The 26628-nt window shown below is 71.4% G+C and carries 18 protein-coding genes; 5 read left to right on the top strand and 13 right to left on the bottom strand.

The annotated features are described in order from the left end of the window. Positions 1-220: 220 nt before the first annotated feature. The 3 genes from CCN33_RS09865 (at position 221) to CCN33_RS09855 (ending at position 4999) form a co-directional block, all read left to right on the top strand. A complete protein-coding gene (locus CCN33_RS09865) occupies positions 221-1507 on the top strand; it encodes an HRDC domain-containing protein (RefSeq protein ID WP_086693276.1) in 1287 nt (428 codons plus the stop codon). A 148-nt stretch (positions 1508-1655) separates the two neighbouring features. Further along, positions 1656-2873, top strand: coding sequence for a thiolase family protein (locus CCN33_RS09860; RefSeq protein ID WP_030802710.1), 1218 nt, complete (start codon positions 1656-1658; stop codon positions 2871-2873). After that, positions 2870-4999, top strand: a complete 2130-nt coding sequence (locus CCN33_RS09855; protein ID WP_086693275.1) for a 3-hydroxyacyl-CoA dehydrogenase NAD-binding domain-containing protein — start codon at positions 2870-2872, stop codon at positions 4997-4999. The genes CCN33_RS09860 and CCN33_RS09855 overlap by 4 nt, the downstream gene beginning before the upstream one ends. A gap of 73 nt (positions 5000-5072) precedes the next feature. Here the strand turns inward: CCN33_RS09855 and CCN33_RS09850 are convergent, their stop codons facing one another. The 5 genes from CCN33_RS09850 to CCN33_RS09830 are packed head-to-tail and all read right to left on the bottom strand — an operon-like array spanning position 5073 to position 14242. Beyond that, positions 5073-7040, bottom strand: coding sequence for a DUF8189 domain-containing protein (locus CCN33_RS09850; protein WP_086693274.1), 1968 nt, complete (start codon positions 7038-7040; stop codon positions 5073-5075). A 49-nt stretch (positions 7041-7089) separates the two neighbouring features. Next, positions 7090-9183 carry a glycosyltransferase family 4 protein gene (locus CCN33_RS09845; RefSeq protein WP_086693273.1) on the bottom strand — a complete coding sequence of 698 codons (2094 nt, stop codon included), beginning with the start codon at positions 9181-9183 and terminating at the stop codon, positions 7090-7092. Next, positions 9180-10943 (bottom strand): stealth family protein, encoded by a 1764-nt coding sequence (locus tag CCN33_RS09840; protein WP_086693272.1) that lies wholly within the window; start codon positions 10941-10943, stop codon positions 9180-9182. Before CCN33_RS09840 ends, CCN33_RS09845 begins: the two co-directional genes overlap by 4 nt. Then, positions 10940-12580: a sugar phosphotransferase gene (locus CCN33_RS09835; protein ID WP_086693269.1), complete on the bottom strand. Its 1641-nt coding sequence runs from the start codon at positions 12578-12580 to the stop codon at positions 10940-10942. The genes CCN33_RS09840 and CCN33_RS09835 overlap by 4 nt, the downstream gene beginning before the upstream one ends. Before the next feature lie 15 nt (positions 12581-12595). Continuing rightward, entirely contained in the window at positions 12596-14242 is a 1647-nt protein-coding gene (locus tag CCN33_RS09830; RefSeq protein ID WP_086693268.1) for a stealth family protein, read from the bottom strand. A 291-nt stretch (positions 14243-14533) separates the two neighbouring features. Between CCN33_RS09830 and CCN33_RS09825 the strand changes: the two genes are divergently transcribed. After that, a complete protein-coding gene (locus CCN33_RS09825) occupies positions 14534-15616 on the top strand; it encodes an LCP family protein (RefSeq protein WP_086693266.1) in 1083 nt (360 codons plus the stop codon). 28 nt (positions 15617-15644) lie between these two features. Here the strand turns inward: CCN33_RS09825 and CCN33_RS09820 are convergent, their stop codons facing one another. Then, positions 15645-16664, bottom strand: coding sequence for a PLL family lectin (locus CCN33_RS09820; protein ID WP_086693264.1), 1020 nt, complete (start codon positions 16662-16664; stop codon positions 15645-15647). A 72-nt stretch (positions 16665-16736) separates the two neighbouring features. Between CCN33_RS09820 and CCN33_RS09815 the strand changes: the two genes are divergently transcribed. Continuing rightward, positions 16737-17129: a PIN domain-containing protein gene (locus tag CCN33_RS09815; RefSeq protein ID WP_086693262.1), complete on the top strand. Its 393-nt coding sequence runs from the start codon at positions 16737-16739 to the stop codon at positions 17127-17129. Between the two features lie 30 nt (positions 17130-17159). Here CCN33_RS09815 and CCN33_RS09810 read toward each other — a convergent pair whose 3' ends face one another. From CCN33_RS09810 to CCN33_RS09780, 7 genes are all read right to left on the bottom strand, one after another. Beyond that, on the bottom strand, positions 17160-18659 hold the full coding sequence (locus CCN33_RS09810; RefSeq protein WP_244173747.1) for an amino acid permease: 1500 nt from the start codon (positions 18657-18659) through the stop codon (positions 17160-17162). A 146-nt stretch (positions 18660-18805) separates the two neighbouring features. Further along, positions 18806-20734 (bottom strand): 1-deoxy-D-xylulose-5-phosphate synthase, encoded by a 1929-nt coding sequence (gene dxs, locus CCN33_RS09805; RefSeq protein WP_086693258.1) that lies wholly within the window; start codon positions 20732-20734, stop codon positions 18806-18808. Between the two features lie 211 nt (positions 20735-20945). Continuing rightward, entirely contained in the window at positions 20946-22238 is a 1293-nt protein-coding gene (locus CCN33_RS09800) for a sugar ABC transporter permease (protein ID WP_086693256.1), read from the bottom strand. After that, positions 22235-23026: an ATP-binding cassette domain-containing protein gene (locus CCN33_RS09795; RefSeq protein WP_031181620.1), complete on the bottom strand. Its 792-nt coding sequence runs from the start codon at positions 23024-23026 to the stop codon at positions 22235-22237. Before CCN33_RS09795 ends, CCN33_RS09800 begins: the two co-directional genes overlap by 4 nt. A 178-nt stretch (positions 23027-23204) precedes the next feature. After that, the gene (locus CCN33_RS09790; RefSeq protein ID WP_086693252.1) at positions 23205-24308 is read right to left on the bottom strand and encodes a sugar ABC transporter substrate-binding protein; all 1104 of its coding nucleotides are present in this window, start codon (positions 24306-24308) and stop codon (positions 23205-23207) included. A gap of 133 nt (positions 24309-24441) precedes the next feature. Next, positions 24442-25653, bottom strand: coding sequence for an ROK family transcriptional regulator (locus CCN33_RS09785; RefSeq protein ID WP_030802751.1), 1212 nt, complete (start codon positions 25651-25653; stop codon positions 24442-24444). Positions 25654-26001: 348 nt separating this feature from the next. Next, positions 26002-26628: carbohydrate ABC transporter permease (locus CCN33_RS09780; protein ID WP_086693250.1), on the bottom strand; the 627-nt coding region annotated here is incomplete at its 5' end.

The following is a 26628-nucleotide window of genomic DNA, read 5'->3' as shown; positions in this document are numbered from 1 at the left end:
GAATCATCCACTGACCCCCTTTCCTGTCCCCCACCCCGCGCTGTTGACCCCCGGTGCCCGTCGGCGGAACGTTCCGTCGGCGGGCACCGGCGTGCGCGCCGGGCGGGGTGCGCCGTACGGCGCGCGGTGTGCGCCCGCGCGCGGCGCGTTTTGGCCGGTCAGCGTGGATGTCGGTCGAACGTGCAGGCCAGCGGCGCGGGCATGCGGATACCCTTGGCATGTGACGGACGCCCAAGAGACCGCAGCAGACAGTTCCCGGCGCATCAACGGGGGGACGCCCCCCGACGCGGGGCCTGCTGAGGCGGTGGCGCCCACCCCCCTGCTCGAACCCCGCGAGGGGATTCCGCCGGTCGTCGCGGACGCCGCCGCGCTCGCCGAGGTCGTCGCCGCGTTCGCCGCCGGCACCGGCCCGGTGGCCGTGGACGCCGAACGCGCTTCCGGTTACCGGTACGGCCAGCGGGCCTATCTGGTGCAGTTGCGGCGCGAGGGCGCGGGCTCCGCGCTGATCGACCCCGTCGCCTGCCCCGACCTCTCCGGCCTGGGCGCCGCGCTGTCCGACGTCGAGTGGGTGCTGCACGCCGCCACCCAGGACCTTCCCTGCCTGCGCGAGATAGGCATGGTGCCCACCCGCCTGTTCGACACCGAGCTGGCCGGGCGGCTCGCCGGATTCCCCCGCGTCGGACTCGGCGCGATGGTGGAGAACGTGCTCGGCTTTGTGCTGGAGAAGGGCCACTCCGCCGTCGACTGGTCCACCCGCCCGCTGCCCGAGCCCTGGCTGCGCTACGCGGCGCTGGACGTGGAGCTGCTGGTCGACCTGCGCGACGCCCTGGAGAAGGAGCTGGAGCGGCAGGGCAAGCTGGAGTGGGCGCTGGAGGAGTTCGCCGCCATCGCGGCGGCGCCGCCCGCCGAGCCCCGCAAGGACCCCTGGCGCCGTACCTCCGGGATGCACAAGGTGCGCAGGCGGCGGCAGCTCGCCGTGGTGAAGGAGCTGTGGGAGACGCGGGACCGGATCGCGCAGCGCCGGGACGTCTCGCCCGGCAAGGTGCTCGGTGACGCGGCGATCGTGGAAGCCGCGCTCGCGGTGCCGGCCAATGTTCACGCGCTGGCCGCACTGAACGGTTTCGGCCATCGTGTGGGCCGCCGTCAACTCGAACAGTGGCAGGCCGCGGTCGACCGGGCGAAGGCGCTGCCGGAGTCGGCGCTGCCCCAGCAGGGCCAGCAGGTGACCGGTCCGCCGCCGCCGCGTGCCTGGTCGGACAAGGACCCGGCCGCCGCGGCCCGGCTGTCGGCCGCCCGCGCCGGGGTGTCGGCGCTGGCCGAGCGGCTGGAGATGCCACAGGAGAACCTGATCTCCCCCGACACCGTGCGCCGGATCTGCTGGGAGCCCCCGGTCCCGGTCGACGAGCGGACCGTGTCCGCCGCCCTCACCGGGCACGGCGCCCGGTCCTGGCAGGTGGAGCAGGTGACCCCGGTGCTGGTCGCGGTACTGTCCGCCACCCCGGAGTAGGCGGTTTCCCGCCACGATCCGTCCGGCCGGGCGGGGTCGCGGTGTGACGTTCACCGCTAGCCGGGGTGGGACTGTGCAGCTACGTTACTCATAAGTAGCATGGGGTTGAGCAAGCGCTCAGCGTCCCGCACCCTGGAGGAGAGCCATCGTGCCTCGTACCGTCAGGGACGTCGTCTTCGTCGACGGCGTCCGCACCCCGTTCGGCAAGGCGGGCCCGAAGGGCATCTATCACGAGACTCGCGCCGACGACCTCGTCGTGAAGGCGATCCGGGAGCTGCTGCGCCGCAACCCCGGTCTGGACCCGAAGAAGATCGACGAGGTCGCCATCGCCGCGACCACCCAGATCGGTGACCAGGGCCTCACCCTCGGCCGTACCGCGGGAATCCTCGCGGGCCTGCCGCAGTCGGTGCCCGGCTACTCCATCGACCGCATGTGCGCGGGCGCGCTGACCGCCGTGACCTCCGTGTCCGGCTCGGTCGCCTTCGGCGCGTACGACATCGCCATCGCGGGCGGTGTCGAGCACATGGGCCGGCACCCGATGGGCGAGGGCGTGGACCCCAACCCGCGCTTCGTCTCCGAGAAGCTGGTCGACGAGTCGGCGCTGTTCATGGGCATGACCGCCGAGAACCTGCACGACCGCTACCCGACCATCACCAAGCAGCGCGCCGACGAGTACGCGGTCCGCTCGCAGGAGAAGGCCGCCAAGGCGTACGCCAACGGCAAGATCCAGCAGGATCTGGTGCCGATCTCGGTGCGCCGCACCAACGAAGAGGCCGGTGAGACGGGCTGGGGCCTGGTTACGGCCGACGAGCCGATGCGCCCCGGCACCACGCTGGAGAACCTGAGCGGTCTCAAGACGCCGTTCCGCGTGCACGGCCGGGTCACCGCGGGCAACGCGGCCGGTCTGAACGACGGCGCCACCGCCTCCCTCATCGCGTCCGAGGACTTCGCCCGCGAGAACGGCCTGCCGGTCAAGATGCGCCTGGTCTCCTACGCCTTCGCGGGCGTGGAGCCCGAGGTGATGGGCTACGGCCCGATCCCGGCCACCGAGAAGGCCCTCGCCCAGGCCGGCCTGTCGATCTCCGACATCGGCCTGTTCGAGATCAACGAGGCGTTCGCCGTCCAGGTCCTCGCGTTCCTGGAGCACTACGGCATCGCCGACGACGACAGCCGCGTCAACCAGTACGGCGGCGCCATCGCGTTCGGCCACCCGCTGGCCTCCTCCGGTGTGCGGCTCATGACGCAGCTCGCCCGCCAGTTCGAGGAGAACCCGGACGTCCGCTACGGCCTGACCACCATGTGCGTCGGCTTCGGCATGGGCGCGACGGTCATCTGGGAGAACCCGAACTTCGAGGGGGACAAGTGAGCAACACCACCGAGCTGCTGAAGGGTGCTGCCGAGCTGTTCCCCGGCGAGGTCGTCACCCAGGCCCACGTACGGCACTTCGAACTGCCCTTCAACGCGGGCAGGTTCGCGCTGATCACGCTGGACAACGGCTTCGACCACACCAAGCCGACCACCTTCGGCCCGGCCTCGCTGGCGAACCTGAACGCCGCGATCGACCAGGTCGAGAAGGAGGCCGCGGACGGCGACATCGTCGGTGTCGGCATCACCGGCAAGCCGTTCATCTTCGCCGTCGGCGCCGACCTCAAGGGTGTCGAGCTGCTGAAGCGGCACGAGGACGCGCTCGCCATCGGCAAGGGCGGCCACGAGGTCTTCAAGCGCCTCTCCGGCCTCGCGGTCCCGACCTTCGCCTACTACAACGGCGCGGCGATGGGCGGCGGCGTCGAGGTCGGCCTGCACTGCTCCTACCGGACCGTCTCCAAGGCGATCCCGGCGTTCTCGCTGCCCGAGGTCTTCCTCGGCCTGGTTCCCGGCTGGGGCGGCTGCGCCCTGCTGCCGAACCTGATCGGCCCCGAGAAGGCCGTCCAGGTCATCATCGAGAACAGCCTCAACCAGAACCGCCAGCTCAAGGGCAAGCAGGTCTTCGAACTCGGCATCGCCGACGCGCTGTTCGAGGGTGCCGACTTCCTTGAGCAGTCGCTGCTGTGGACCGCGCAGGTCCTCAAGGGCGACCTCACCGTCGAGCGTCCGGCGATCGACCGGGGCGAGGCGTGGGACCAGGCCGTCGCCAAGGGCCGCTTCGTCGCGGACTCCAAGGTGCACGGCGCGGCCCCGGCCGCCTACCGCGCGCTGGAGATCATCGAGGGCGCCAAGGACGGCGACCTCCAGAAGGGCTTCGACGCCGAGGACCAGGCCCTCGCCGACCTGATCATGGGCGGCGAACTGCGGTCCGGCATCTACGCCTTCAACCTGGTGCAGAAGCGCGGCAAGCGTCCTGCGGGCGCCCCCGACAAGTCGCTGGCGCGTCCGGTCACCAAGGTCGGCGTCGTCGGCGCCGGTCTGATGGCCTCCCAGCTCGCGCTGCTCTTCCTGCGCCGCCTGGAGGTGCCGGTCGTGCTGACCGACATCGACCAGGAGCGCGTCGACAAGGGTGTGGGCTACGTCCACGCCGAGATCGACAAGCTGCTCGGCAAGGGCCGGATCAACCAGGACAAGGCCAACCGCCTCAAGGCGCTGGTCACCGGTGTGCTGGACAAGGCCGAGGGCTTCGCGGACGCCGACTTCATCATCGAAGCCGTGTTCGAGGAGATGGGCGTCAAGCAGAAGGTGTTCGCCGAGGTCGAGGCGGTCGCCCCGGCGCACGCGATCCTCGCCACCAACACCTCCTCGCTGTCGGTGTCGGAGATGGCGTCGAAGCTGAAGCACCCCGAGCGGGTCGTCGGCTTCCACTTCTTCAACCCCGTCGCGATCCTGCCGCTGCTGGAGATCGTGCGCGGCGAGCAGACCGACGACGCCGCGCTGGCGACGGCGTTCGGCGTGGCCAAGAAGCTGAAGAAGACCGCGGTGCTGGTGAAGGACGCCCCGGCGTTCGTCGTCAACCGCATCCTGACCCGCTTCATGGGCGAGATCCAGAACGTCATCGACGAGGGCACCCCGGTCGAGGTCGCGGAGAAGGCCGTCGAGCCGCTCGGCCTGCCGATGTCCCCGCTGGTGCTGCTGGAGCTGGTCGGCCCGGCGATCGGCCTGCACGTCTCGGAGACCCTCAACCGGGCCTTCCCGGAGCGCTTCACGGTCTCCCCGAACCTGAAGGCGGTCGTCGAGGCCGGCAAGCGCGGCTTCTACGTCTACGACAGCGGCAAGCCGGAGCTGGACCCCGAGGTCTCCGCGCTGCTCAAGCAGGGCGACACCGTCCTCACCGAGGAGCAGGTCCGCGACCGCGTCCTGGACGCCGTGGCCCAGGAGATCGGCCTCATGCTGGACGAGGGTGTCGTCGCCGAGGCCCAGGACGTCGACCTGTGCCTCATCACCGGCGCCGGCTGGCCCTTCCACCTGGGCGGCATCACGCCGTACCTGGACCGTGAGGGCGTCTCCGAGCGGGTGAACGGCAAGCGGTTCCTGGAGCAGGGTGTGGCGAGCGTGCCCGCCTAACACCGGCCGGTTGTACGGAGGAGGGCCCCGGCGCCGCGGCGCGGGGGCCCTCTTCGTGTGCCAAAGGCTCCGGTCAGCCGAGCCAGGGGCCCATCGGGCTGCCCGGCTCGGGCGCGAGCTGGCGGCGGACGTGCAGGCGGCCGTCGGTGCCGACGACTGCCACGACCACCGCGCCGGACGCGTCGCGCGCCAGCGCCGGGGCGTGCGCGAACATCTCGCCGGACTCGTTCCAGTGGGTGCCCGTGACCTCCCGGTCCCGGTCGGGCAGCGAGAGCACCAGCCGCCCGGTGCTCCCCCGGTGCGCCAGGCACGCCTCGCGGGCGCCACGTTCGGCCACCCACAGAGCGGCCACCGCGCCCGTACCTCCGTGGCCGCCGAGCCCGGCGCCCGCACCGGGCCAACTGCCGTCGGCGTGCTGCCGGTACGCCATGACCTGCTGGGTCCCGGCCTCCCTGAAGTACAGGCAGGTACGCCCGCCGCCGGAGTCCACCGCGGTGACCCCGCCGGTCGCGGGGCGCCCGGTGCTGAGGGACTCGTCGAGCTGGAACGCGCCGCCCGGCTCGCTCTGGAACCAGCGCCAGATCTTGTGCTTGCCCGGCACGTAGAGCTCGACCGTCCCGCGCCCGGTCACGAGCGCGGTGCCCGCGTCCTGGAGGAAGCGGCCGCCGAGGGACTGCCAGGGCGTCCACTCGCCGGTGGTCTCGCGGCGGCGCACGCTGACGCCCTGGGCGAAGTCGCGGACGAAGACGTACAGCCGGCCGTCCTGGTCGACGGTGACGGAGGGCACCCCGACTTCCCGCTGGCGGCGCTGGTCCGGGTGGGCCTCGTCCGGGTTGCCGAGGCTCCGCCAGCCGTTGAAGCCGCTGCCGTCGGCATGCTGCACGGTGTACACCACGTCCACCACGGTCCCCCGGCCGGTGCCGGGACTCCGGCGCAGGGCCACCACCTCGGCCGGGCCGCCGGGTACGCCGCCGACCGCGAGCGTGGGGGCGACCCAGCCCTCGCCGAGGACGTAGGGGCCGGCCCAGCGGCCGGTGGCCGGGGCGGTCTCGGTCCAGAAGGCGAGCCTGCCGCCGAGCACCGCGAAGGCGTTGAGCCGGCCGCCGGGGCCGAGGCGGAGCCAGTCGGTCGCCGGGGAGTAGCGGTAGGCGGTGCTGCGCATGTGGGTGCTGCGGAACGGGTCGGTACCGAGCTGGCGGTCGCCGCAGCGCTCGCAGGTGCCCTGGGCGCAGATGTCGGGGGCTCCGATGCCCGCGTAGGCGGCGAGGTAGGCGCCCTTCTCGGTGAGGGCGGCCGAGTCGAGGTTGCCGCCCCAGAACCGGTTGGCGTAGGCGCGGTAGTGCTCGACGACCGGGGAGTGGCCCGCCTCCCGGTACCGCTCCAGGGCCGCGAGCGTGAACTCGGCCGCCACCGCGTGGTCCTCGTGGTCGGAGCAGACGAACTCCGCCTTGCCGCCGTCGTGTTCCGGGTCGGGGTCCAGGGTGCGCACGGTGGTCGGGCGGTGGTGGTCGAGCAGGGTGGTGAGGGCGGTGATCACGTCCTCCCGGCCGACCGGCTGCGCCTCGCCGGCCGTGCCCCCGTGCACCGGGAGCGTGGGCTGGGCGGGCAGCCGGCCGTCCCAGAGGTGGGTGATCCGGGTGCGGGTGCCCTGCTCGGTGGGGGCTCCCTGGTGGAGCTGGAGGAAGTACAGGGACACCCGGTCGGCGCCGTCCAGGACGAAGCGCTCGGCGACGAACTCCGGTGCCAGCCGGACCGCGTGGCGGTGCCAGGGTCGGTCGCGGTCTCCGGTCACCATCAGGGCGTACGCCGAGCGCAGCCCGCAGCCCCGCGCGGTGCTGTAGCCGGTGAAGTCCGGCACGGCCCCGGCCCGGCGGGCGTCGCCGGTGTCGATGTTGACGCCGTCGCCCTCGCCGGCCGTGAGGACCACGGTGGTGACCTGGTCCCCGTGCTCCAGCGAGCGCAGGAGATCGGGGTTCATGAAGTACAGGTCGTCGTCCTGGTGGGCCACGACGTGGAGTACGGAGCGGGGCTGGGGGGTCATGTGGTGTCCAAGCTGGTCGCGTGTCGTGCGGGCGGGGCGGTGAGGGGGCTCACCGGTCCACCACGTTCATCGCCATGGCTCCGGAGGCCGAGCAGTAGGGCCGTATCCAGACCGGCCGGGCCGGATGGATCACGGCGAGGTCGGAGGGCTCGTCGCCGACGAGAGGCAGGGAGGAGTAGGAGAGGGCGGCCTTGACGTCGGGGAAGTCCTCCAGCAGGCGGCAGACGCGCACCTTGCGCCGCTCGGCGGGGTCGGGCTGGAGCCACCAGTCCCAGTCCTCCCAGCGGTCCAGCCGGTGGTCCACCACGGCGCGCAGCGGGATGTCGGCCCGGAACTGGCGCGGGCCGCGCGCCTCCACGGCCACGGCGACGTTCTGGGCGTACCGGCCGCGCCTGCTGACGACGAACCGGGCGCCCGGCTCCAGGCGGCCGTCCCCGCACAGCACGCCCTCCACGGTGATGCGTCCGTCGCCGACGCGTACGCGGGTGCACTCGGCGTGCAGGTCGCGTACGACGGTGCGCAGCATCAGGCGGCCGTTGGGCTGGGCGTAGGGCAGGTTCCAGATGACGGGGCGTGCGGGCGGGCGGGTCGTCAGGCGGGCGCGGGCGTCGATGAGGGCGCGGGTGTCGCGCAGGCCCGCCTTCATGCGGATGGCCGGCCCGCGGGGCGCGCGCATGGTCACCTGCCAGCGTCCGTCGCCGAGCTGGTCCATGGCCTCGGGGGTGAGGACGGCCGTGTAGCGGATGCCGCCGTTGTCGAGGGCGGCGCGGGTGGTGTCCAGCGGGAGGTCGGGGCGGCGGTCGCCGTCGGAGGGCTTGTGGCGCAGCACGAACTGGTGGCGCCTGCGGCCCTCGTCGGGTGCCTCGCAGGTCAGGCGCAGCCAGCCGGCGTCGGCGGCGGTGATGTCGACGGTGGCCGCGCCGAGGGAGACGGGCGGCACGGTGAGCGGGGCGGAGCGTGCCTTGCGGGCGGCGGGCGGGCGGTAGCCGCGCTCGGTGCCGGCGCGGCGCCGGGCGGCGTCCTCGAAGATCGCCACGTACCGCTCCGCGATGGCGGAGGGGTCGTACCGCTCGGCGTTGCGCAGCGCGTTGGCGCCCATGGTGCGGCGGAGCTGCTGGTCGGCCATGAGGCGGCGCAGCGCGGCGGTGACGCCCTCGGCCTCGCCGTTGGGTACGAGGAAGCCGTCCTCGCCGTCCCGGAGGATCTCGCGCGGCCCCACCGGGCAGTCGGTGGAGACCACGGGGAGCCCGCAGCGCATCGCCTCCACCAGGGTCATACCGAAGGACTCGGCGCTGGAGGTGACGGCGGCGACGGAGCCCTTGGCCCACTCGGACTCGATGGGCGAGAAGCCGCCCATGAGCAGCACCTGGCCGTTGAGGCCGAGTTCGGTGACCTGGGCGCGCAGCTTGCCGGCCTCGCCGCCGTCGCCGTAGATGCGCAACTGCCAGTCGGGGAAGTCCTCGGCGAGCGCGGCGAAGGCGCTGATGAGCAGGTCGTACCGCTTGACGTGGTGCATGCGGCCTGCGCTGACGACCACCTTGCGGGTGCAGTCGGAGGGGCGGCCGGCCGGGTTGGGCACGCTGTTGGGGACGCCGATGACCGGGATGCCGGGGATCGGGGTGTTCTCCTGGAAGGAGCGGGCGTCGGCGTCGGTGACCGTGGTGATCGCGTCGAGCCTCGGATAGACGCGGGCCATCTCGGCGCGGACCGCCGGCGGGATGGCCAGGTGGGTCATGTGCTCCTGGGCCACCCGCAGGGCGCCGTCGCGGGTGTGGGCGGCGACGAAGAGGTTGAGGCTCGGCCGGGTGCCGACCACGACGTCCGCCGAGGTGCGGCTCAGTTCCCGGATGATGCGGGCGTCGGTGAACTTGCTGTACTGGGCGTAGAACTCCTCCTGGCGCGGCACCACTTCACTGGGTTCGTCGCTGCCGGGGCCGCCCCGGTCGGGGCCGCCGGGGCGCAGGTCGACCAGGGCGCGCACGGTGACGCGTGGCGAGATCTCGAACTTGGTGGCGGTCGCGCGCCGGAAGACCGAGACGATCTCCACGTCGTGCTGGACGGAGAGGGCCTCGGCGAGGTTGATGACGGTGCGGTTGGTGCCGCCGATGCCGTAGATGTTGTTGATCAGGAAGGAGATCTTCATCGGACCTCACCCTCCTTCCGCTCGAAGGGGCTCGGCACCGGGAAGTAGGCGTCCAGGAAGGCGCGGAGCATGACCGTCTGCCGGTCGACGTCGAGGCCGTCGGAGAGGGTGTCGTTGATGCAGAACGCCTGCCGGTCGCGGCGGGCCAGCAGGATGCCGAGGCGGCGCTGGATCTCGGGCTTGGCGAGGTCGAGATAAGCGAACGCGATCTGCGACGGCACCGCCCGCCCGGTCAGGTACGCGTGGTAGTGGTACAGCGACGACGGGATCGACAGGTCGGCCGCGCTGCGGAACCGGCTGTACGTGGTCCGCCGGTGCTCCACCGCGTACTCGCGCTCGATCTCCTGCAGCACGCTGCGGCGCAGGGCGTACGGGGCGTGCCGCAGCTTGTGCACGATGGCGGTGCCGAATCGTTCCCGCAGCAGCCGCCGGTTGTTCTTGCCGGCGGCGTCCACCGGGCGGTCCCCGGTCGGGTTGCCCCAGTGCGGGACCTGGGACGGGGAGAAGAAGATGCGGCTCATCCCGTTGGAGAGGAAGAAGTCCTGCGGGGTGACCGGGCGGCCGAGGAACATGTCGTCGTTGAAGTACAGGAAGTGCTCGGACAGGCCCTTGATGTGGTGCAGCCGGCTCTCGATAGCGTGCGAGTTGAAGGTGGGCAGCGCGGCGGGGTCGTCGAAGATCTCGGAGTGGTCGACCACGGTGATCCGGGGATGGCTGTCGTCGAGCCAGGCCGGTCGCTGCCGGTCCGTCACCAGGTGGACGCGCCTGATCCAGGGCGCGTTCTGCTCCAGCGCGCGCAGCGAGTAGCGCAGTTCGTCGCGGCTGATGTACCGGGCCGCGTTGGCGGACTCCGCGTGGTAGCCCTTGTCGCCGTGGGCGGCGCGGCGGCGCAGCCAGGCGGGGTCGCTGCCGTCCACCCAGGTGTAGACGGCGTCGATGGGGAACCGGACGTCCTCCGGGAGGCGCTCGGCACTGGCCGCGAGGGTGCGCACCGGCCGGGTGCGGCGGGTGGGCGGCGCGGCGAAGCTGGTCAGCCTGCTGGCGGGCAGGGTGACCAGGGGTTCGCCGAACGCGACCTCCTCGGTGATCCGGTTGGGCCGCGGGGCGACCAGACGGTCCTCGCCCGGCTGCCAGAACTCCAGGTCGCAGCCGTGCTCCAGGCCCAGCACCAGGGTCTTGGCGGGGTGGCTCCAGACCGAGCCGACGCGGAGCACGTCCGCCTCCCGCGCCGCTCGCGCGGCATGCCGCGAGCCGCACAGCACGGCCTGCCCGGCGGCGGACTCGCCCCGGCGCGGCTGGACGTAGACGGGGCCGGCGGCTCCGAAGCGGCCGAGCAGCTCCGCGACCTGCTCGCGGTCGGCCGCCGAGACGGCCACGCAGGAGCGCAGGTCGCTGGTGCCCCGGATCACGAAGTGGTCGACGTCGGCCCGCTCCAGGGCGGTCACCACGCGTTCCAGGTTGTCCTCGCGCAGCTCCAGCGGGGACACCGCGGACCGCACCACGGCGATCCGGTTGCCGGGCACGGCCGCGAGTCCGGGGCCCCGCTCGAAGGTACGGAGCTGCGGCCAGCGGCGCCGGGCGCGCACGGCGCGCAGCCGCCGGGTGAGGAAGCCGAGGGCGTGCAGCCGCCGCAGCAGCCGCTTCAGCGCCGCACGCAGACCGGTCGGCACCTTGCGCGCGACCCGGCGTCTGACCACGGCGGGGACGACGGCCCGGTACGCCTGGAGCGGCGCCGACGCCTCGGGATTGGCCGTGCTCACCTCTGAGGGACCGCCTTCCGCGAGGAGTCGACGGGCGCCGAAGGTGCTTCGGAACCGCGCTCGAAGGGGCTGGGTACGGGGAAGTAGTTGTGCAGGAAGTCGACGACGGCCGCGGTGCCGCCGCCGGCCAGCGCCGCGTCGGTGCCGAGTCCGGCCAACTGGATCTGCTGGGTGTCCCGGCGGGCCAGCAGCCGCCGCAGATGGACGGGGAGGGTGGGCAGCGCCGCGTGCAGGGTGACCGACGCCTCGCCGGAGGGGTCGGCGAGGGCATGGAGCCGGCCGAAGTGGTGGGCCACACCGTCCAGCGGGTGGGTGCTGGGCGCGGTGGCCGCCCGCTGGGCGTCCGGTGCCTCGGGGAGGGGGGTGCCCTTCTCCGCGAGGCGGGTGAGTGCCTCGACGCGGTGCGGCTGGGGACCGCCCGCGTAGCCGTGGCCGACGGCCCGGCCGGTCGCGGCGAACGCGGCCCGCGCCCAGGGGGCGGTGGCCTCCTCGGCGGTCCAGCGGCCGCGCCGGGGGCGCGCCGCCCCGCCCGGCATGAAGTAGTCGAAGGGCCGCACCGGACGGCCGACGACCGCACCCGGCCGCAACAGCAGGAAGTGCGGGGCGAGGCCGGGCAGTTGGTGCAGCAGCGCCCCGGCGCCGGGCCGGGCGCGGACCACGCTCAGCCCCTCGGCCGCGGTCAGCCAGGCGGGCGGTGCCGCCTGCGCGACGACGTGGACCGTGTGGGTCCAGGGGGCGTACTGGTACAGGGAGCGCAGCGCGGCGCGCAGCAGTTCCTCGCCCCAGCCGGTGGCGTGCTCGAAGAGGACGACGGCGTCGACGGGGAAGTCCACCTCGTCCAGCCGGACGACGTCGAAGGTCTCCAGGGTGACCGTGGGCTCGAGTTCGGCGTCGGCGTCGCTGTAGCCGCACAGCCGGTCGAAACCGATCTCGACTCCGGGGGCGTCGCTGGGCACGGCCCGCTGGACCCGGTTGGGCCGGGGGCCGACGAGGCGCTCGGTGGGCAGGTTGGTGTTGCGCGTCCAGAACTCGATCTCGATGCCCTGGTCGTCGCCGGTCCAGAGGTTCTCGGTGGGCTCGGTGCGCAGCCAGACGAGCCGGATGACCCGCGCCTTGGCGTAGTGCTTCCACGCCTTCACGTGGCTGCCCGGCTCCTCGGGGGTGTCGGGCTGGGCGGGCGAGACGGAGGTGACGTATCCGGTGTGCTCCTCCAGCAGGGCGCGGAGCACCCGGCGCACGGCGCCCTTGTCGCGGCTCTCCACGGCGAGGCAGATCCGGCGGTCGTCCAGCGCGGGGACGGCGAACCAGCAGATGCCGGCCGCGTCCAGGGCGCGGGTCACCAGGTCGTGGTCGAACCGCCGGGCCAGGTCGATGGTGAGCCCGGTGTGCACATGGCCGACGCGGCCGTCGGGGGCGACGGTGCGGCGCTCGGACCGGCCGAGTCCGGCTTTGCGCACCCGGCGCAGCGCGCGCTGGTGCAGCCGTGCCTCGCGGCGGCGCAGGGTCTGGGCGACGCTGCGCTTCACCGTGCGGCGCATCCCGTCGGGCAGCGTGGTGGCAGCGGCGGCGCGCAGCGGGTCGGGGACGAATCGCTTGTAGACCTGAACCGCTGAGTTCATGGACGTCGGATCGGACACGTCATGAACTCCGCTTCATCGTTCGTAAGGGCTTGGTGTGGGGAAGTACGCGTTGAGGAATCCGTCCAGCAGTTCCTGCTGGGCCTCGATGTCCTCCGGTGTGGAGAAGGCGTCGTTGAGACAGAAGGAGTCCTTGTCCCGTCCGTCCAGCAGGCGCCCGAGCCGGTCGGCCAGGTCGGGCACCGAGAGCTGGAGGTAGGTGAAGGGCATCGAGCCCGGCTGTCCCCGGCCGGTGAGGGCGGCGTAGTAGAGGACGAAGGACGAGGTCGGCGAGATGTCCGTCATCGCGCGGAACCTGCTCCCCGAGGTACGCGCCCACGCCTCGGGGAAGTCCCGTTCCGCCTCCTCCATCGCCGAGCGGCGCAGGGGGTACGGGATGTGTTCCATGGGCTGCGTGATCACTCTGCCGAAACGTTCCTTCAGCAGCGCGCGGTTGTTCTTGCAGGCCGCGTCGACCGGACTGTCCGTGGGGACGACCGGACCCTGCGGGATGCGGTTGCGCGAGGGGAAGTAGCGGGCGACGCCGGTCGGGGTGTAGAAGGCCTGCGGCGCCACCGGGCGGCCCATGAACATGTCGTCGTTGAAGTACAGGAAGTGCTCGGCCAGCCCCTCGATGCGGTGCAACTGGCTCTCGATGGCGTGGGAGTTGAACACCGGCAGATCGGCCGGGTCGCGGAAGATCTCGCGGTGCGTGGCGATCCGGAGGCCGGGCACGTCCGCCAGGTCGTCCCGCAGCCAGGCGGGGGTCTGGTCGTCGGTGACCACGTAGACATTGCGCACCCAGGGCGCGAACAGGTGCAACGACCGTACCGAGTACCGCAGTTCGTCCCGGCTGATGAAGCGGGCGTCGCTCGCCGACTCGGCGTGGTAGACCTCGCCCTTGGCCGTGGCCTTGCGCTCCTGCCACGCCGGGTCGTTGCCGTCCACCCAGGTGTAGACCGCGTCCACCGGGAAGTCGATGTCGTCGGCACACGGGACGAGGAACTCGGGCCGGGTCAGCAGCGGGGGCGCCTGGTCGGCCGGGGTCCAGTCGGAGACGTACCGGCTGAACAGCCGGGCCGCGCCGCGCACTCCGGGGCCGTCGGCCCGCACGCTCCAGGCGACGCGGTTGGCGCGCGGGGCCACCAGGTGGTCGCCCTCGCGCTTCCAGAACTCGATGGCGCAGCCGTACTCGTGACCCAGCACCAGGTGCCGGTCCGGGTCGGCGCGGGTCCAGCTCACCTGGAGGACCCGGGCGCCGGGTACCTCCCGCCAGGCGGCGGCCTCCCGCGTGGAGAGCGGCTTGGCGGGGCGGGGCGCGTCGGGGTCGATCACGCTCAGCAGACCTGGGAACTGCCCGAGACCGCGCCGGAGTACGTCCAGCACCCGGGGCCGCGCGTCCTCGGCGACAGCGACGACGGTGCCGTGGTCGTCGTCGCCCCGGACGGCGAAGTGGTCGACGCCGACCGTGGAGAGCAGCCGGGACAGGGCCGCGCGGTTGGCCTCGCGGGCCGCGAGCGGGGTGATCCGCTGGATGACGTAGACGTCGTCGGGGGTGGGGGCGGCCGGCTCACCGGTCACGGCCGCCCCGGCGGCGGCGCGTGCGGCGCGCTCCAGGAGGGCCGTCGGCGCGGCGGCGTGTTCGGATACCACCGTCACGCCACTCTCCCCCCGTTGGATCATAGGACTGAGCCGATGATGCTTTAAGCTTCACGCTCTTTGCGAATCATCACCGCATGTTCACATCACTGTCAAATGAACGGATCGTCAGGCAAACACGCTGGAAGGCCGGGGTCTCAAGTGAAGTCCTGGTGAACGCTGGACAGTGGACGCACACCGTGTGTGATCTGACATTCGGTCTATAGTTCGGCGGACCACGGCGCGCAGCGCCGTACGGGCCCGAACCTCTCCCCCCACTCGCGCCCGAGCCACTCATGGAACAAGGCTCCGAGCCGACGAGCGAGAGGACCGAGCATGTCGCACACCCCGGTGGGTCCGGGCCACCACGGAACGGACGCGCGGCCGGCCAAGCGGCGCCCCCGTCGGCGGCTGCGCTGGATCGGCGGCGGCGTCCTGGTGCTCGCGGTCGCCGCGGCCGGTGTCTCCTACGCGCTGTACAACCGGCTCGACGGCAACATCACGGGCGTCGACCTCGACAAGTCCCTGGGTGACGACCGCCCCGCCAAGCTGCCCACCTCCGGGCAGAACGTACTGGTCCTCGGCTCCGACTCGCGGGCCGGCGCCAACGCCGCGCTCCACACCGGCCATGTCGCCGGAGCCCGCTCCGACACCGCGCTGGTGATCCACATACCCGAGGGCCGCAAGCAGGCCGTCGCCGTCAGCATCCCGCGCGACACCCTGGTCACCCGCCCCGAGTGCGTCAAGGACGACGGGACGAAGCTGCCGCCGGCGAACCGCGTCATGTTCAACTCCGTCTACTCCTCGGCCGGTCCGGCCTGCGTGGTCAAGACGGTCGAGAAGATGTCGGGCGTACGGCTCGACCACTTCGTGGAGATCGACTTCGCCGGGTTCAAGGGCCTGGTGGACGCGATAGGCGGCGTGCCCGTCACCGTCGACCGCGACATCCACGACTCCTCCAGCGGGCTGGACCTCGCCGCCGGCACCCACCGCCTCAACGGCACCCAGGCGCTCCAGTTCGTCCGCACCCGGCACGGCATCGGCGACGGCAGCGACCTGGGCCGGATCGGGATGCAGCAGAAGTTCCTGATGGCCCTGCTCGCCGAGATCAAGAAGCAGGACCTGATGGGCAGCCCCACCAAGGCGTACGCCGTGGCCGACGACCTCACCACCGCGCTCACCACCGACTCCGGGCTCGCCTCCCTCACCAAGCTGGCCGAGTTCAGCCGCAGCATGAACGGCGTCGACACCTCCACCATGGAGACGATCATGCTTCCGGTCCAGTACGACACCCAGGACCCCAACCGGGTCGTGGCCGCCGAACCCCAGGCCAAGCAGCTCTGGACGGCCCTGCGCTCGGACGGGACCATCCCCGAGTCGGCCAAGAAGTCGCCCGCGCGCGGCGGCGCCACTCCGTAAGGGGCGGCGCGTCAATGGAAGGCGGGGGTCAGACCTCCCGCCAGGGCTCCAGCGCGAGACCCGGCTCGTCCTTGCGGTGGGTGAGGACGAGCCGTCCGGTCGACGGCGACAGCGCGGCCGCGGTCAGCCTGCCGGGGTCCGCGTCGCCCGCGAGGAAGACCCGCGCGTCCGCGGGCAGCACCGGGCCCGACTCGGCCCACCAGGCGCCCGCCGACTCCGCCTCCGTGGGATACGCGGCGACGGCCACCCGGCCGCTCGCCGCGCGCTGCGCCAGTACGGTGCAGTCGTGGCCGTCGAGCCGGCAGCGCACCGCGCTCACCGGGCCGGGACCGGCCGCGGGCAGCAGCGCCACGGGGGCCCAGCCGGGGCGCCAGGCGCAGATCATGCCCTCGGTGTCCGTGTAGAACACGGTCGTGTGGTGCTCGGAGGTGGCGAGCGCGGCCAGGGTGCCGGGCCTGACCCGCGTCTCCAGCGACTCGGTGACGGCGATCTGCTGGCCCGGCTTCTCCTGGGTCCACTGCACGATGCCGCCGGGCACCGCCCCGTAGACCGCGACCAGGCCGGTCTCCCCCGTCACCGCGGCCAGGCCGTTCTGGACGCGTGAGCCCTTCAGGTCCCGCCACGGGGCCCAGCCGCCCTTCTCCCGCTGGGCGACCATGCTCAGGCCCTGTCCGCCGTTGACCACGAAGACATGGGCCCGGCCCTGGTGGTCCACCGCGACCGCCGGGTCCGATGTGACGGGTCCCTTGCGGTTGGGGTGGCCGAGCGGGGCCCAGTCCATGGCCGTGAGGTCGGGACGGTAGTGCGTGGAGTGCGTCAGGACCGCCTCACCGCCGGCCGCCGGCTGCCAGGAGGCGAGGTGGGCGTAACCGTCGGCGCCCTGGCCCACTCCGAGGCCGGGGCGCAGTTTCTGTTCGCCGCCCACCCTGCGCGGGGCGGTCCAGCCGCCGCCCGGCCGGTGTTCCGCCCGCGACAGGACGCCGTCGTCTGTCGGGTGGTAGACACCGAGCCGGCCGTCGCGGCCGCGTATGAGCCAGTCGCCGTTCACCGCATCACCATAAGCCGCCTGCTCCGGGCTCCGGACCGCGCCCCCGCGCGCCTCCCGTGGGACCCTGGCCCCATGGGCGACGTACAGGGTGTTCCGGGCCAGGACGATCCCCTGCTGGCGATCGTGGACTGTGCCAATGTGATGGGCTCGCGGCCGGACGGCTGGTGGAAGGACCGCAAGGGGGCCGCCGAGCGGCTGCGGGACCGGCTGGCCAGTGACGGGCTGCCGGGCCGGACCGACCCGGCGGAGATCGTGCTGGTGGTGGAGGGCGCGGCGCGCGGAGTCGAGTCGGTGCCGGGGGTGCGGGTGGAGTCCGCGCCGGGCAGCGGCGACGACTGGATCGTGGAGCTGGTCGCCGGGTCCGCCGACCGGGACCGCCTGGTGGTGACCGCCGACCGCGAGCTGCGGCGCCGGGTGGGCGCGCTGGGCGCCGATGTCGCCGGTCCGCGTACGGCCCTCGGCTGAGGGTCTCCAAAGCGCGGACCGGCGTCCGGCTCAGGTCGCCTTCGGGGTCTCCTCGGGCTGCTCCTCGCGGGCCAGGCGACTGTGCGTGCGGCCGTAGAGGAAGTAGACGACGAAGCCGATCGCCATCCAGATGGCGAACCGAAGCCAGGTCTCGGCGGGCAGGTTCAGCATCAGCCACAGCGAGGCGCACACCGAGACGATCGGCAGCGCCGGGACCAGCGGGGTGCGGAAGGCGCGGGGCAGGTCGGGGCGGGTCCTGCGCAGGATGATCACGCTGATCGCCACCACGATGAACGCGAACAGAGTGCCGATGTTGACCAGTTCGGCCAGTTCGCTCAGGCTGGTGAAGCCCGCGATGATCGCGATGAGCACGCCCAGCAGGATGGTCGGCCGGTGCGGGGTGCGGAAGCGCGGGTGGACGCGGGAGAAGAAGCGGGGCAGCAGGCCGTCGCGGCTCATGGCGAAGAACACCCGCGTCTGGCCGAGCAGCAGGATCATGCACACCGTCGTCAGGCCGACCGCGGCGCCGAAGCTGATGATGCCCGCGAACCAGGGATGCCCGATCGCCTTGAACGCGTCCGCGAGGGGCGCCTCCACCGACAGCTCGCTGTACTTCTGCATACCGGTGACGACCAGGGACACCGCCACGTACAGCACCGTGCAGATGAACAGCGAGCCGAGGATGCCGCGCGGCATGTCCCGCTGCGGGTTGCGGGTCTCCTCGGCGGCGGTGGCGACGATGTCGAAGCCGATGAACGCGAAGAACACCACCGAGGCGGCGGTGAAGATGCCCATCACGCCGAAGTTGGCCGGGGCCCAGCCGAACATGAGCTGGATCAGCGGTGCCTTGAGGCTGGCGCCCGCCTCCTGCGGCTGGGCCGGCGGGATGAACGGCTTGTAGTTGTCGCCGTTCACGAAGAAGGCGCCCGCCACGATCACGATGAGGACGACGACCACCTTGATGGCGACGACGGCCGAGGTGATCCGCGCGGACAGCTTCATGCCGACCACGAGCACGCAGGTGAGCAGCAGCACCAGGGCCGCCGCCAGGATGTCGAAGCCGAACCCGCTCGCGCCGTCCCGCCCGGACAGGTACGCCGGCAGGTGCCAGCCCCAGCTGTCGAACAGCGACCGGACGTACCCGGACCAGCCGACCGCCACCACCGCCGTGCCCAGCGCGAACTCCAGCACCAGGTCCCACCCGATGGTCCAGGCGGGCAGTTCACCGAGCGAGGCGTACGAGAAGGTGTACGCCGACCCCGCCACCGGGACCGTCGAGGCGAACTCGGCGTAGCAGAGTGCGGCCAGGCCGCAGACCACACCGGCGACGGCGAAGGAGATGGCCACCGCCGGGCCCGCGCTGTTCTTCGCCACCTGGCCGGTCAGCACGAAGATGCCGGTGCCGATGATGACACCGACACCGAACACGGTCAGGTCGAGGGCGGAGAGGGACTTCTTGAGCGAGTGCTCCGGTTCCTCGGTGTCCCGGATGGACTGCTCGACGTTCTTCGTACGGAAGAGCGTGCTCACGTACCTACCTCCCACGCTTGTCGTCCTCGACATGATCGAGAGGGACGGGGTGCGGGTGCCCCGGCAATGGCAGGTTCACGCAACCGGGCCGGTTCCGCCACCTGAGGAGGCAGCAGAACCGGCCCGGAGCCGTGGCGTTCGGGTGGCTACTCCCGCGCGGACTCCACCGAGTCCATGGCGTCCGTGTCCTGGCCGAAGCGGCCGTCGATCTTTGCGACCAGACCGGTGACCTGGCGGGCGATGTCCGGGGCGGTCAGTCCGATCTCGGCCATGACCTCGGCGCGCGAGGCGTGGTCGAGGAAGCGGGGCGGGATGCCGAAGTCGCGCAGCGGCACGTCCACGCCCGCGTCGCGCAGCGCCTGGGCGATCGCGGAGCCGACACCGCCGACGCGGCTGTTGTCCTCGACGGTGACGACGACCCGGTGCCGCTCGGCGAGCGGAGCCATCGCCTCGTCGACCGGCTTGACCCAGCGGGGGTCGACCACGGTGGTGGAGATGCCCTGCTTGTCGAGCAGGGTGGCGATCTCCAGGCACATCGGGGCGAGGGCGCCCACGGACACCAGCAGCACGTCCGGGCGCTCGGTGCCCGGCTCGCGCAGCACGTCCATGCCGCCCACCCGGCGCACGGCCGGTACGGCGGGGCCGACGGCGCCCTTGGAGAAGCGGACCACGGTCGGCGCGTCCTCGACGGCGACGGCCTCGCGCAGCTGGGCACGGACCTGGTCGGCGTCGCGCGGGGCGGCGAGCCTGAGGCCGGGCACGACCTGGAGGATCGACATGTCCCACATGCCGTTGTGGGAGGCGCCGTCGGTGCCGGTGACACCGGCCCGGTCCAGGACGAAGGTCACGCCGCACTTGTGCAGGGCGACGTCCATGAGGACCTGGTCGAAGGCGCGGTTGAGGAAGGTGGCGTACACCGCGAAGACCGGGTGCACCCCGCCGTGCGCGAGGCCGGCCGCGGAGACGGCGCCGTGCTGCTCGGCGATGCCGACGTCGTAGACCCGCTCGGGGAAGCGCTTGGCGAACCTGTCCAGGCCGACCGGCTGGAGCATGGCCGCGGTGATCGCGACGATGTCCTCGCGCTCCTCGCCGAGCTTCACCATCTCCTCGCCGAAGACGGAGGTCCAGTCGGCGCCGGAGGAGGCGATGGGCAGGCCGGTGTCGGGGTGGATCTTGCCCACCGCGTGGAAGCGGTCGGCCTCGTCCTGGAGGGCGGGCTGGTAGCCGCGGCCCTTCTCGGTGAGGCAGTGCACGATGACCGGGCCGCCGAACCGCTTGGCACGGGCCAGCGCCGACTCCAGCGCCTCGATGTCGTGGCCGTCGATCGGGCCGACGTACTTCAGGCCGAGGTCCTCGAACATGCCCTGCGGGGCGATGAAGTCCTTCAGGCCCTTCTTCGCGCCGTGCAGGGTGTCGTAGAGCGGGCGGCCGACGACCGGGGTGCGGTCCAGCAGGTCCTTGGTGCGGGCGAGGAAGCGCTCGTAGCCGTCGCTGGTGCGCAGGGTGGCCAGGTGGTTGGCCATGCCGCCGATGGTGGGCGCGTAGGAGCGCTCGTTGTCGTTGACGACGATGACGAGCGGGCGGTCCTTGGCCTCGGCGATGTTGTTGAGCGCCTCCCAGGCCATGCCGCCGGTCAGCGCGCCGTCGCCGATGACCGCGACCACGCGGTTGTCGGACTTCTTCAGCTCGTTGGCCTTGGCGATGCCGTCGGCCCAGCCCAGCACCGTGGAGGCGTGGCTGTTCTCGATGACGTCGTGCTCGGACTCGCTCTGCGCCGGGTAGCCGGAGAGGCCGCCCTTCATCTTCAGGCGGGAGAAGTCCTGACGCCCGGTGAGGAGCTTGTGGACGTAGGACTGGTGACCGGTGTCCCACAGCACCTTGTCGGCGGGCGAGTGGAAGACCCGGTGCAGGGCGATGGTCAGCTCCACCACACCGAGGTTGGGGCCGAGGTGACCGCCGGTCTTGGACACGGCCTCCACGAGGAAGGTCCGGATCTCCTCAGCAAGCTGGTTCAGCTCCTCCAGGCTGAGCCGGTCCAGATCGCGCGGTCCCGTGATGCGGGTCAGCAGCGGCACCCGTGCCTCCTTGCAAGTATGAGCTGATCGAGCTGTTGCCGGGCTTGATGAGTCTAATGTTCCGCCCCGGCGGCCGATGGCCGGGCGGTGGCCCCTGGGTCCCCCCACGGGTCATGCGAACGGTCGCACCCCCCACGAGCGGGGATGCGACCAGGGAAAACACAGGAGCCCGGCGCTCCATCGCGCCGGGCTCCTGCCAAGCCTGCCGAGCTTACGCGCGGCCGGCCGACTTCTGGGTCTTGCGGGTCACCGCGTCGATGACGACGGTCGCCAGCAGGACGCCACCGGTGATCATGTACTGCACCGGGGAGGGGATGCCCTGAAGGGCCAGGCCGTACTGGATCGAGACGATGACCAGCACGCCGAGGAGCGCGTTCCAGGTGCGGCCGCGGCCGCCGAAGAGGGAGGTACCGCCGATGACGGCCGCCGCGATGGCGTTCATCAGGAGGTCACCGCCGCCCGCGCCCTGGTTGGCGGAGGCGATCTTGGAGGCGATGAACAGACCGCCCAGCGCCGCGAAGGTGCCGGAGATGGCGAACACCGAGATGCGGACCAGGTCCACGTTGATACCGGCGCGGCGGGACGCCTCGACGCTGCCGCCGAGCGCGAACACCTTGCGGCCGTAGGCCGTGCGGCGCAGCACGAAGTCGGTGACGAAGAGGACCGCGACGAAGATCACGACCGCCAGCGGCAGACCCTTGTACTGGTTGAAGACGATCGCCACGGCGAAGGAGACCAGGCCCAGCAGCACGGTGCGCAGGACGATCTCGCTCAGGGGCTTCGAGGGCACCCCGGCGGCGTCACGGCGCTTGTTGCCGAGGAAGGAGCTGACGAAGAACAGCACCGTCACCACGGCGGCCAGGCCGTAGGCGGCGGCCACGTCGGAGAAGTAGTAGCTGGTCAGGTTGGCGACCAGACCGTCGCTGTTCAGGTTGATCGTGCCGTTGTCGCCCAGGATCTTGAGCATCAGGCCGTTCCAGAACAGCAGACCCGCCAGGGTGACGGCGAAGGCCGGCACACCGATCTTGGCGAAGAAGAAGCCCTGGATGGCGCCGGCGACGGTGCCCGTGAGGATCGCCAGCACGAAGGCCAGCACCTCGTTCATGCCGTTGGTGATGTTCAGGACCGCGAAGGTCGCGCCCGCGACACCGGAGAGGGAGCCGACCGAGAGGTCGATCTCGCCGAGCAGCAGGACGAACACGATACCGACGGCGATCATGCCCGTGCCGACCATGGCGACGGAGATGTCGGAGAGGTTGCCCGCGGTGAGGAAGTTGGAGTTCAGGCTCTGGAAGATGATCCAGATGACGATGAGTCCGACCACGACGGGCATCGAGCCCAGGTCGCCGGCCTTCATCTTGCGCTTGAACTCGCCCACGTAGCCCGCGAGTCCCTGCTCGCGCACCAGCAGCCGGGGGTCGACGGCGACACCGGCGCCGGGGGCGGCCTCCGGGTTCACCGCGGCGGCGTCACCCGCAGGGGTGGAGGTCTTCTCGATGCTCACTTCTTGATCTCCCCATTGGTGCGCGCCGCACGACGGGTGACGGCATTGTCCGAGGCGCCGGTGATGGCGGAGATGATCTCTTCCTGCGAGGTCGACTTGACCTCGAAGACGCCGTTGTTGCGGCCCAGGCGCAGCACGGCCACCTTGTCGGCGACCGCCTTGACGTCGGCCATGTTGTGGCTGATGAGGATGACGGCGTGGCCGCGCTCCCGCAGCCGCTCGACCAGGTCGAGGACCTGGGCGGTCTGCTCGACACCGAGCGCGGCGGTCGGCTCGTCGAGGATCACCAGCTTGGGCTCGCCGAGCATGGACCGGGCGATGGCCACGACCTGGCGCTGACCGCCGGAGAGCGAGGCGATCGGGATACGGACGCTGGGGATACGGATCGAGAGCTGGTCCAGCAGCTCACGCGAGCGCCGCTCCATCTCGACCTCGTCCAGGACACCCGCGCGGCGGATCTCCCGGCCCAGGTAGAGGTTGCCGACGACATCGATGTTGTCGCACAGCGCGAGGTCCTGGTACACCGTCGCGATGCCCAGGTTCTGGGCGTCGTGCGGCTTGTTGACCTGGACGGATTTGCCGTCCCATTCGATGACACCCTCATCGATGGGGTGCACGCCGGCGATCGTCTTGACCAGCGTGGACTTTCCGGCACCGTTGTCGCCCACCAGGGCGACCACCTCACCGGCGTGGACCTCCAGCGTGACATCGGTGAGCGCCTGGACGGCACCGAATCGCTTGGAGACTCCGCGCAACGCCAGCACGGGCGTAGCGGACACGTGAACCATCTCCTTCGCCGCCTGACCCGGCGGGAGGTTGTGCAGAAGTTTGGGGGAATTCCGTCCGGCGCCCCGCGCCGAGCTTGCGGGGCTGTGTGTATGCGCGGGGCGCCGGAGGAGCCTTGAGCGGGCCTCACCGTCCCGCCGGCGGGAATCCGGCCGGCGGGGGGAGGAAGGGGCCCGTCGGTTACTTCAGGCCGGCCTTGGCGCAGGCGGCCTTGTACTGGGCGGTGCAGATGTCGGCCACCGTGTAGACGCCGTCCTTGATGACGGTGTCCTTGATGTTGTCCTTGGTCAGCGAGGTGACGGCGACCAGGATCGACGGGACGGCCTTGGTGGTGGGGCTGTCGACCTTGTCCTTGGCGACGGAGTCCAGCGACTTGCCCTGCGCCAGGTTGACGGCCATCTCCGCGGCGGCGTCGGCCTCCGGGGCGTACGGCTTGTAGACGCTCATGTACTGGGCACCGGAGACGATGCGCTGCACACCGGCGAGCTCGGCGTCCTGGCCGGTGACCGGGACGTTGGAGATGCCCGCGGACTTGAGGGCGGTGATGATACCGCCGGCCATGCCGTCGTTGGCGGAGTAGACGCCGACGATGTTCTTCTTGCCCAGGGCCGAGATGGCGCCCTCCATGTTGGAGTTGGCGTTCTCCGGCTTCCACTCCTTGGTGTCGTACTCCTTGCCGACGTTCACCTTGCCGTCGAGGACGGAGTGCGCGCCCTTCTTGAACTGGGCGGCGTTCGGGTCCGTGGAGGAGCCGTTCATCATGACGATCTTGCCGGACTTGGCCTTGGAGCCAAGGGCCTTCAGGAGGGCCTCGCCCTGCGTCTTGCCGACGGTCTCGTTGTCGAACGAGGTGTAGGCGTCGATCGGGCCCTGCGCCAGGCGGTCGTAGGCCACGACGGGGATACCGGCGTCCTTGGCCTTCTGCACCGAGTTCTTGATCGCAGCGGCGTCCACCGCGTCGATGATCAGGACGTCCACCTTGTTGGTGATCATGGTGTCGACCTGCTGGTTCTGCTGGGTCGCGTCCTGCTTGGCGTTGGCGTAGACGACCTTGCCCTTGCCGTTCGTCAGCTCCGAGACCTTCTTCTCGATGAGCGGACGGTCGAACTTCTCGTAACGCGCGGTCTGGTTCTCCGGCAGGAGCAGGCCGACCGTGATCGCGTCGCCCTTCTTCTTGCTGTCCGTGGACTTGCTGGTACCGCCACTGGACTCCTTGGCACTGCCGCAGGCGGCCAGCGAGACGGCCATGGCACCAGCAGCAACGGCGAAGGCCGCACGACGCATACGCGTGTTCACTTCAGAAACCTCCCTGACGAGGCCGCGTCGTTGCGGCCGAGGTGGCTGGAAGTCAACTCGGCCACGCGTTCGGCGTCAAGAAGTAAATCCTTAACGAGATGGCAACGGTGCCATCCGTTATCTAAGTGAAGGCAGGAGCGACCACGGGCAGCGAGGCCGTGGCGGAGCCGTCGAGCAGGGTCGAATCACCCATTTCGCTCAGCGCCAGGGCGAGTGCCCCGAGCACCTCGGCGCGACCCCCAAGTGCCCCTGGAAGCACGGACAGTTGGCGTCCCGCGCTGGGGATCGCATAGCGTCCCACGGACTCCCGGATGGGGGCCAGCACCAGCTCCCCGGCCTCGGCGAGATCGCCGCCCAGGACCACCCGGCTGGGGTTCAGCAGGTTGCACAGGTTGGCCACGCCGCTGCCGATGTGCCGGCCCACGTCGGCGATGACGCGACGGCAGCCGGGGTCCCCGTCCCGGGCCAGCCGGACCACGCCCTCCATGGTCAGGGCGCTGCCGTGGCTCGGCTGGAGCAGCGGCAGGACGTAGCGCGCGGCGGTGAAGGTCTCCAGGCAGCCGCGGTTGCCACAGCGGCACACCGGGCCCCCCTCGTCGAGGGTGATGTGCCCGATCTCCCCGGCCGTCCCGCCGGGCCCCCGGTAGATCTGCCCGTTGATCACCAGACCGGCCCCGACCCCGCTGGCCACCTTGATGTAGGCGAGGTCGCGTACGCCCTTGCCGCTGCCCCAGACCAGCTCGCCGAGGGCGCCCAGGTTGGCGTCGTTGTCCACGTGCACGGGCACGCCGAGCCGTTCGCGCAGCTCCTCGGCGGGCCGGGTGCCGCCCCAGCCGGGCAGGATCGAGGTGGAGCCCAGGGTGCCCGACTCCACGTCGATGGGCCCGGGTACGCCGAGACCGACCCCGGCCACCTTGCCCCGGTCCACGCCGGTGGCGGCGATCAGCCGGTCGATCAGCTCCTCGGCGCGGTCGAAGCCCTGCGTGGAGGAGGCGTCCACGTCCAGCGGCTCGGACTCCTCGGCGAGCACCTGGTGGGCCAGGTTGCCGATGGCCACGCGCAGGTGGGTGTGGCCGAAGTCGACGCCGACCACTATCCCGGCGTCCCCGCTGAGCGAGACGCTGCGGGCCCGGCGGCCGCCTGCCGAAGTGGGCGTGACCTCGACGGTCCCGCCGTCCTTCAGCTCGCGCACGATGTTGGAGACCGTCGCGGCGGACAGGCCGGTTGTACGGGCGATCTCCGCCTGCGTGAGCGACCCGGCCAGCCGCACCGCCCGTACGACTCGTTCCAGGTTGGCTCGGTGCAGCGACGACTGCGACCCCGGAGTCTCCATCGACCCATCCACTCCCGACATCGGCGGGCGGCCCCATCGCCGCCCGTGGCCCAGGTCACATCTGCGGAACCGGGCCACTTACAAGTTATGAACTCCAAGCTCTGCTGAAGGGGTAACCGCAGTCAAGTCCTTGACGGAAATCGCTGACTCCCGTCGTGATCCGCCGTCCCTCCTCCGAGTGAGTTTCACCGCGTGACGAGCCTGTGACCAGGAGTGGCTTCACGCGCTGACGGCGGGGTTCGCGCGGGGTGACCGGTAACGATCGCAAAGTGACCACCGATGTCCGGACGTGCGCCGGCCCCGGTGGGACGCACCGGGGCCGGTCGAGCCGTGCGAGAGGGGGCGCTGTTACTTCAGCGCTCCCGCCGTCAGCCCCGCGACCACCTGCCGCTGGAAGACGATGTACGCCGCCAGCACCGGCAGCATCGCCATCACCAGCCCCGCGAAGAGGCCGGACCAGTCGCCCTTGTAGCCCTGGCTGACGGCGAGTTGGACGAGCCCCTGGGTGAGCACCTTCTTGTCCGGGTCGGTGTTCAGCACCGTCGGCAGCATGTACTGGTTCCACTGGCCGAGGAAGTTGAAGATGCCCACGCTGATCAGGCCGGGCCTGGCCATGGGCAGCATGATCTGGAAGAAGGTCCGGCTGTGCGAGGCGCCGTCCACGAAGGCCGCTTCGGCCACCGAAGTGGGCAGGGTGCGGAAGAAGGCGGTCAGGAAGAAGACCGTGAACGGCAGCGAGTAGGCGATGTAGACCAGGATCAGTCCGTGGATCGTGTTCAGCATCCCCATGTTGTTCACGACGTAGAACAACGGCACCAGCGCGAGCATGATCGGGAAGCTCATGCCGCCGACGAACAGGTAGTAGATGAAGCGGTTGCCCGGGAAGTCGAAGCGGGCCAGCACATACGCCGCCATCGAACCGAGCACCAGGGTCCCGATCAGCGAACCCCCCACCACCAGGACGGTGTTGAGGAA

This window comes from Streptomyces recifensis (assembly GCF_002154615.1).
GTDB classification, from domain to species: Bacteria; Actinomycetota; Actinomycetes; order Streptomycetales; family Streptomycetaceae; genus Streptomyces; species Streptomyces griseoluteus.
This window is presented reverse-complemented; position numbering and strand designations above follow the sequence as displayed.

What these genes read in the sequence shown, in the direction of transcription:
- CCN33_RS09790 (WP_086693252.1), bottom strand. Translation starts at nt 24,308, where the DNA reads ATGCGTCGTGCGGCCTTCGCCGTTGCTGCTGGTGCCATGGCCGTCTCG.
- CCN33_RS09815 (WP_086693262.1), top strand. Translation starts at nt 16,737, where the DNA reads ATGGGCGACGTACAGGGTGTTCCGGGCCAGGACGATCCCCTGCTGGCG.
- CCN33_RS09830 (WP_086693268.1), bottom strand. Translation starts at nt 14,242, where the DNA reads ATGATCCAACGGGGGGAGAGTGGCGTGACGGTGGTATCCGAACACGCC.
- CCN33_RS09825 (WP_086693266.1), top strand. Translation starts at nt 14,534, where the DNA reads ATGTCGCACACCCCGGTGGGTCCGGGCCACCACGGAACGGACGCGCGG.
- CCN33_RS09785 (WP_030802751.1), bottom strand. Translation starts at nt 25,653, where the DNA reads ATGGAGACTCCGGGGTCGCAGTCGTCGCTGCACCGAGCCAACCTGGAA.
- CCN33_RS09845 (WP_086693273.1), bottom strand. Translation starts at nt 9,183, where the DNA reads ATGAAGATCTCCTTCCTGATCAACAACATCTACGGCATCGGCGGCACC.
- CCN33_RS09795 (WP_031181620.1), bottom strand. Translation starts at nt 23,026, where the DNA reads ATGGTTCACGTGTCCGCTACGCCCGTGCTGGCGTTGCGCGGAGTCTCC.
- CCN33_RS09850 (WP_086693274.1), bottom strand. Translation starts at nt 7,040, where the DNA reads ATGACCCCCCAGCCCCGCTCCGTACTCCACGTCGTGGCCCACCAGGAC.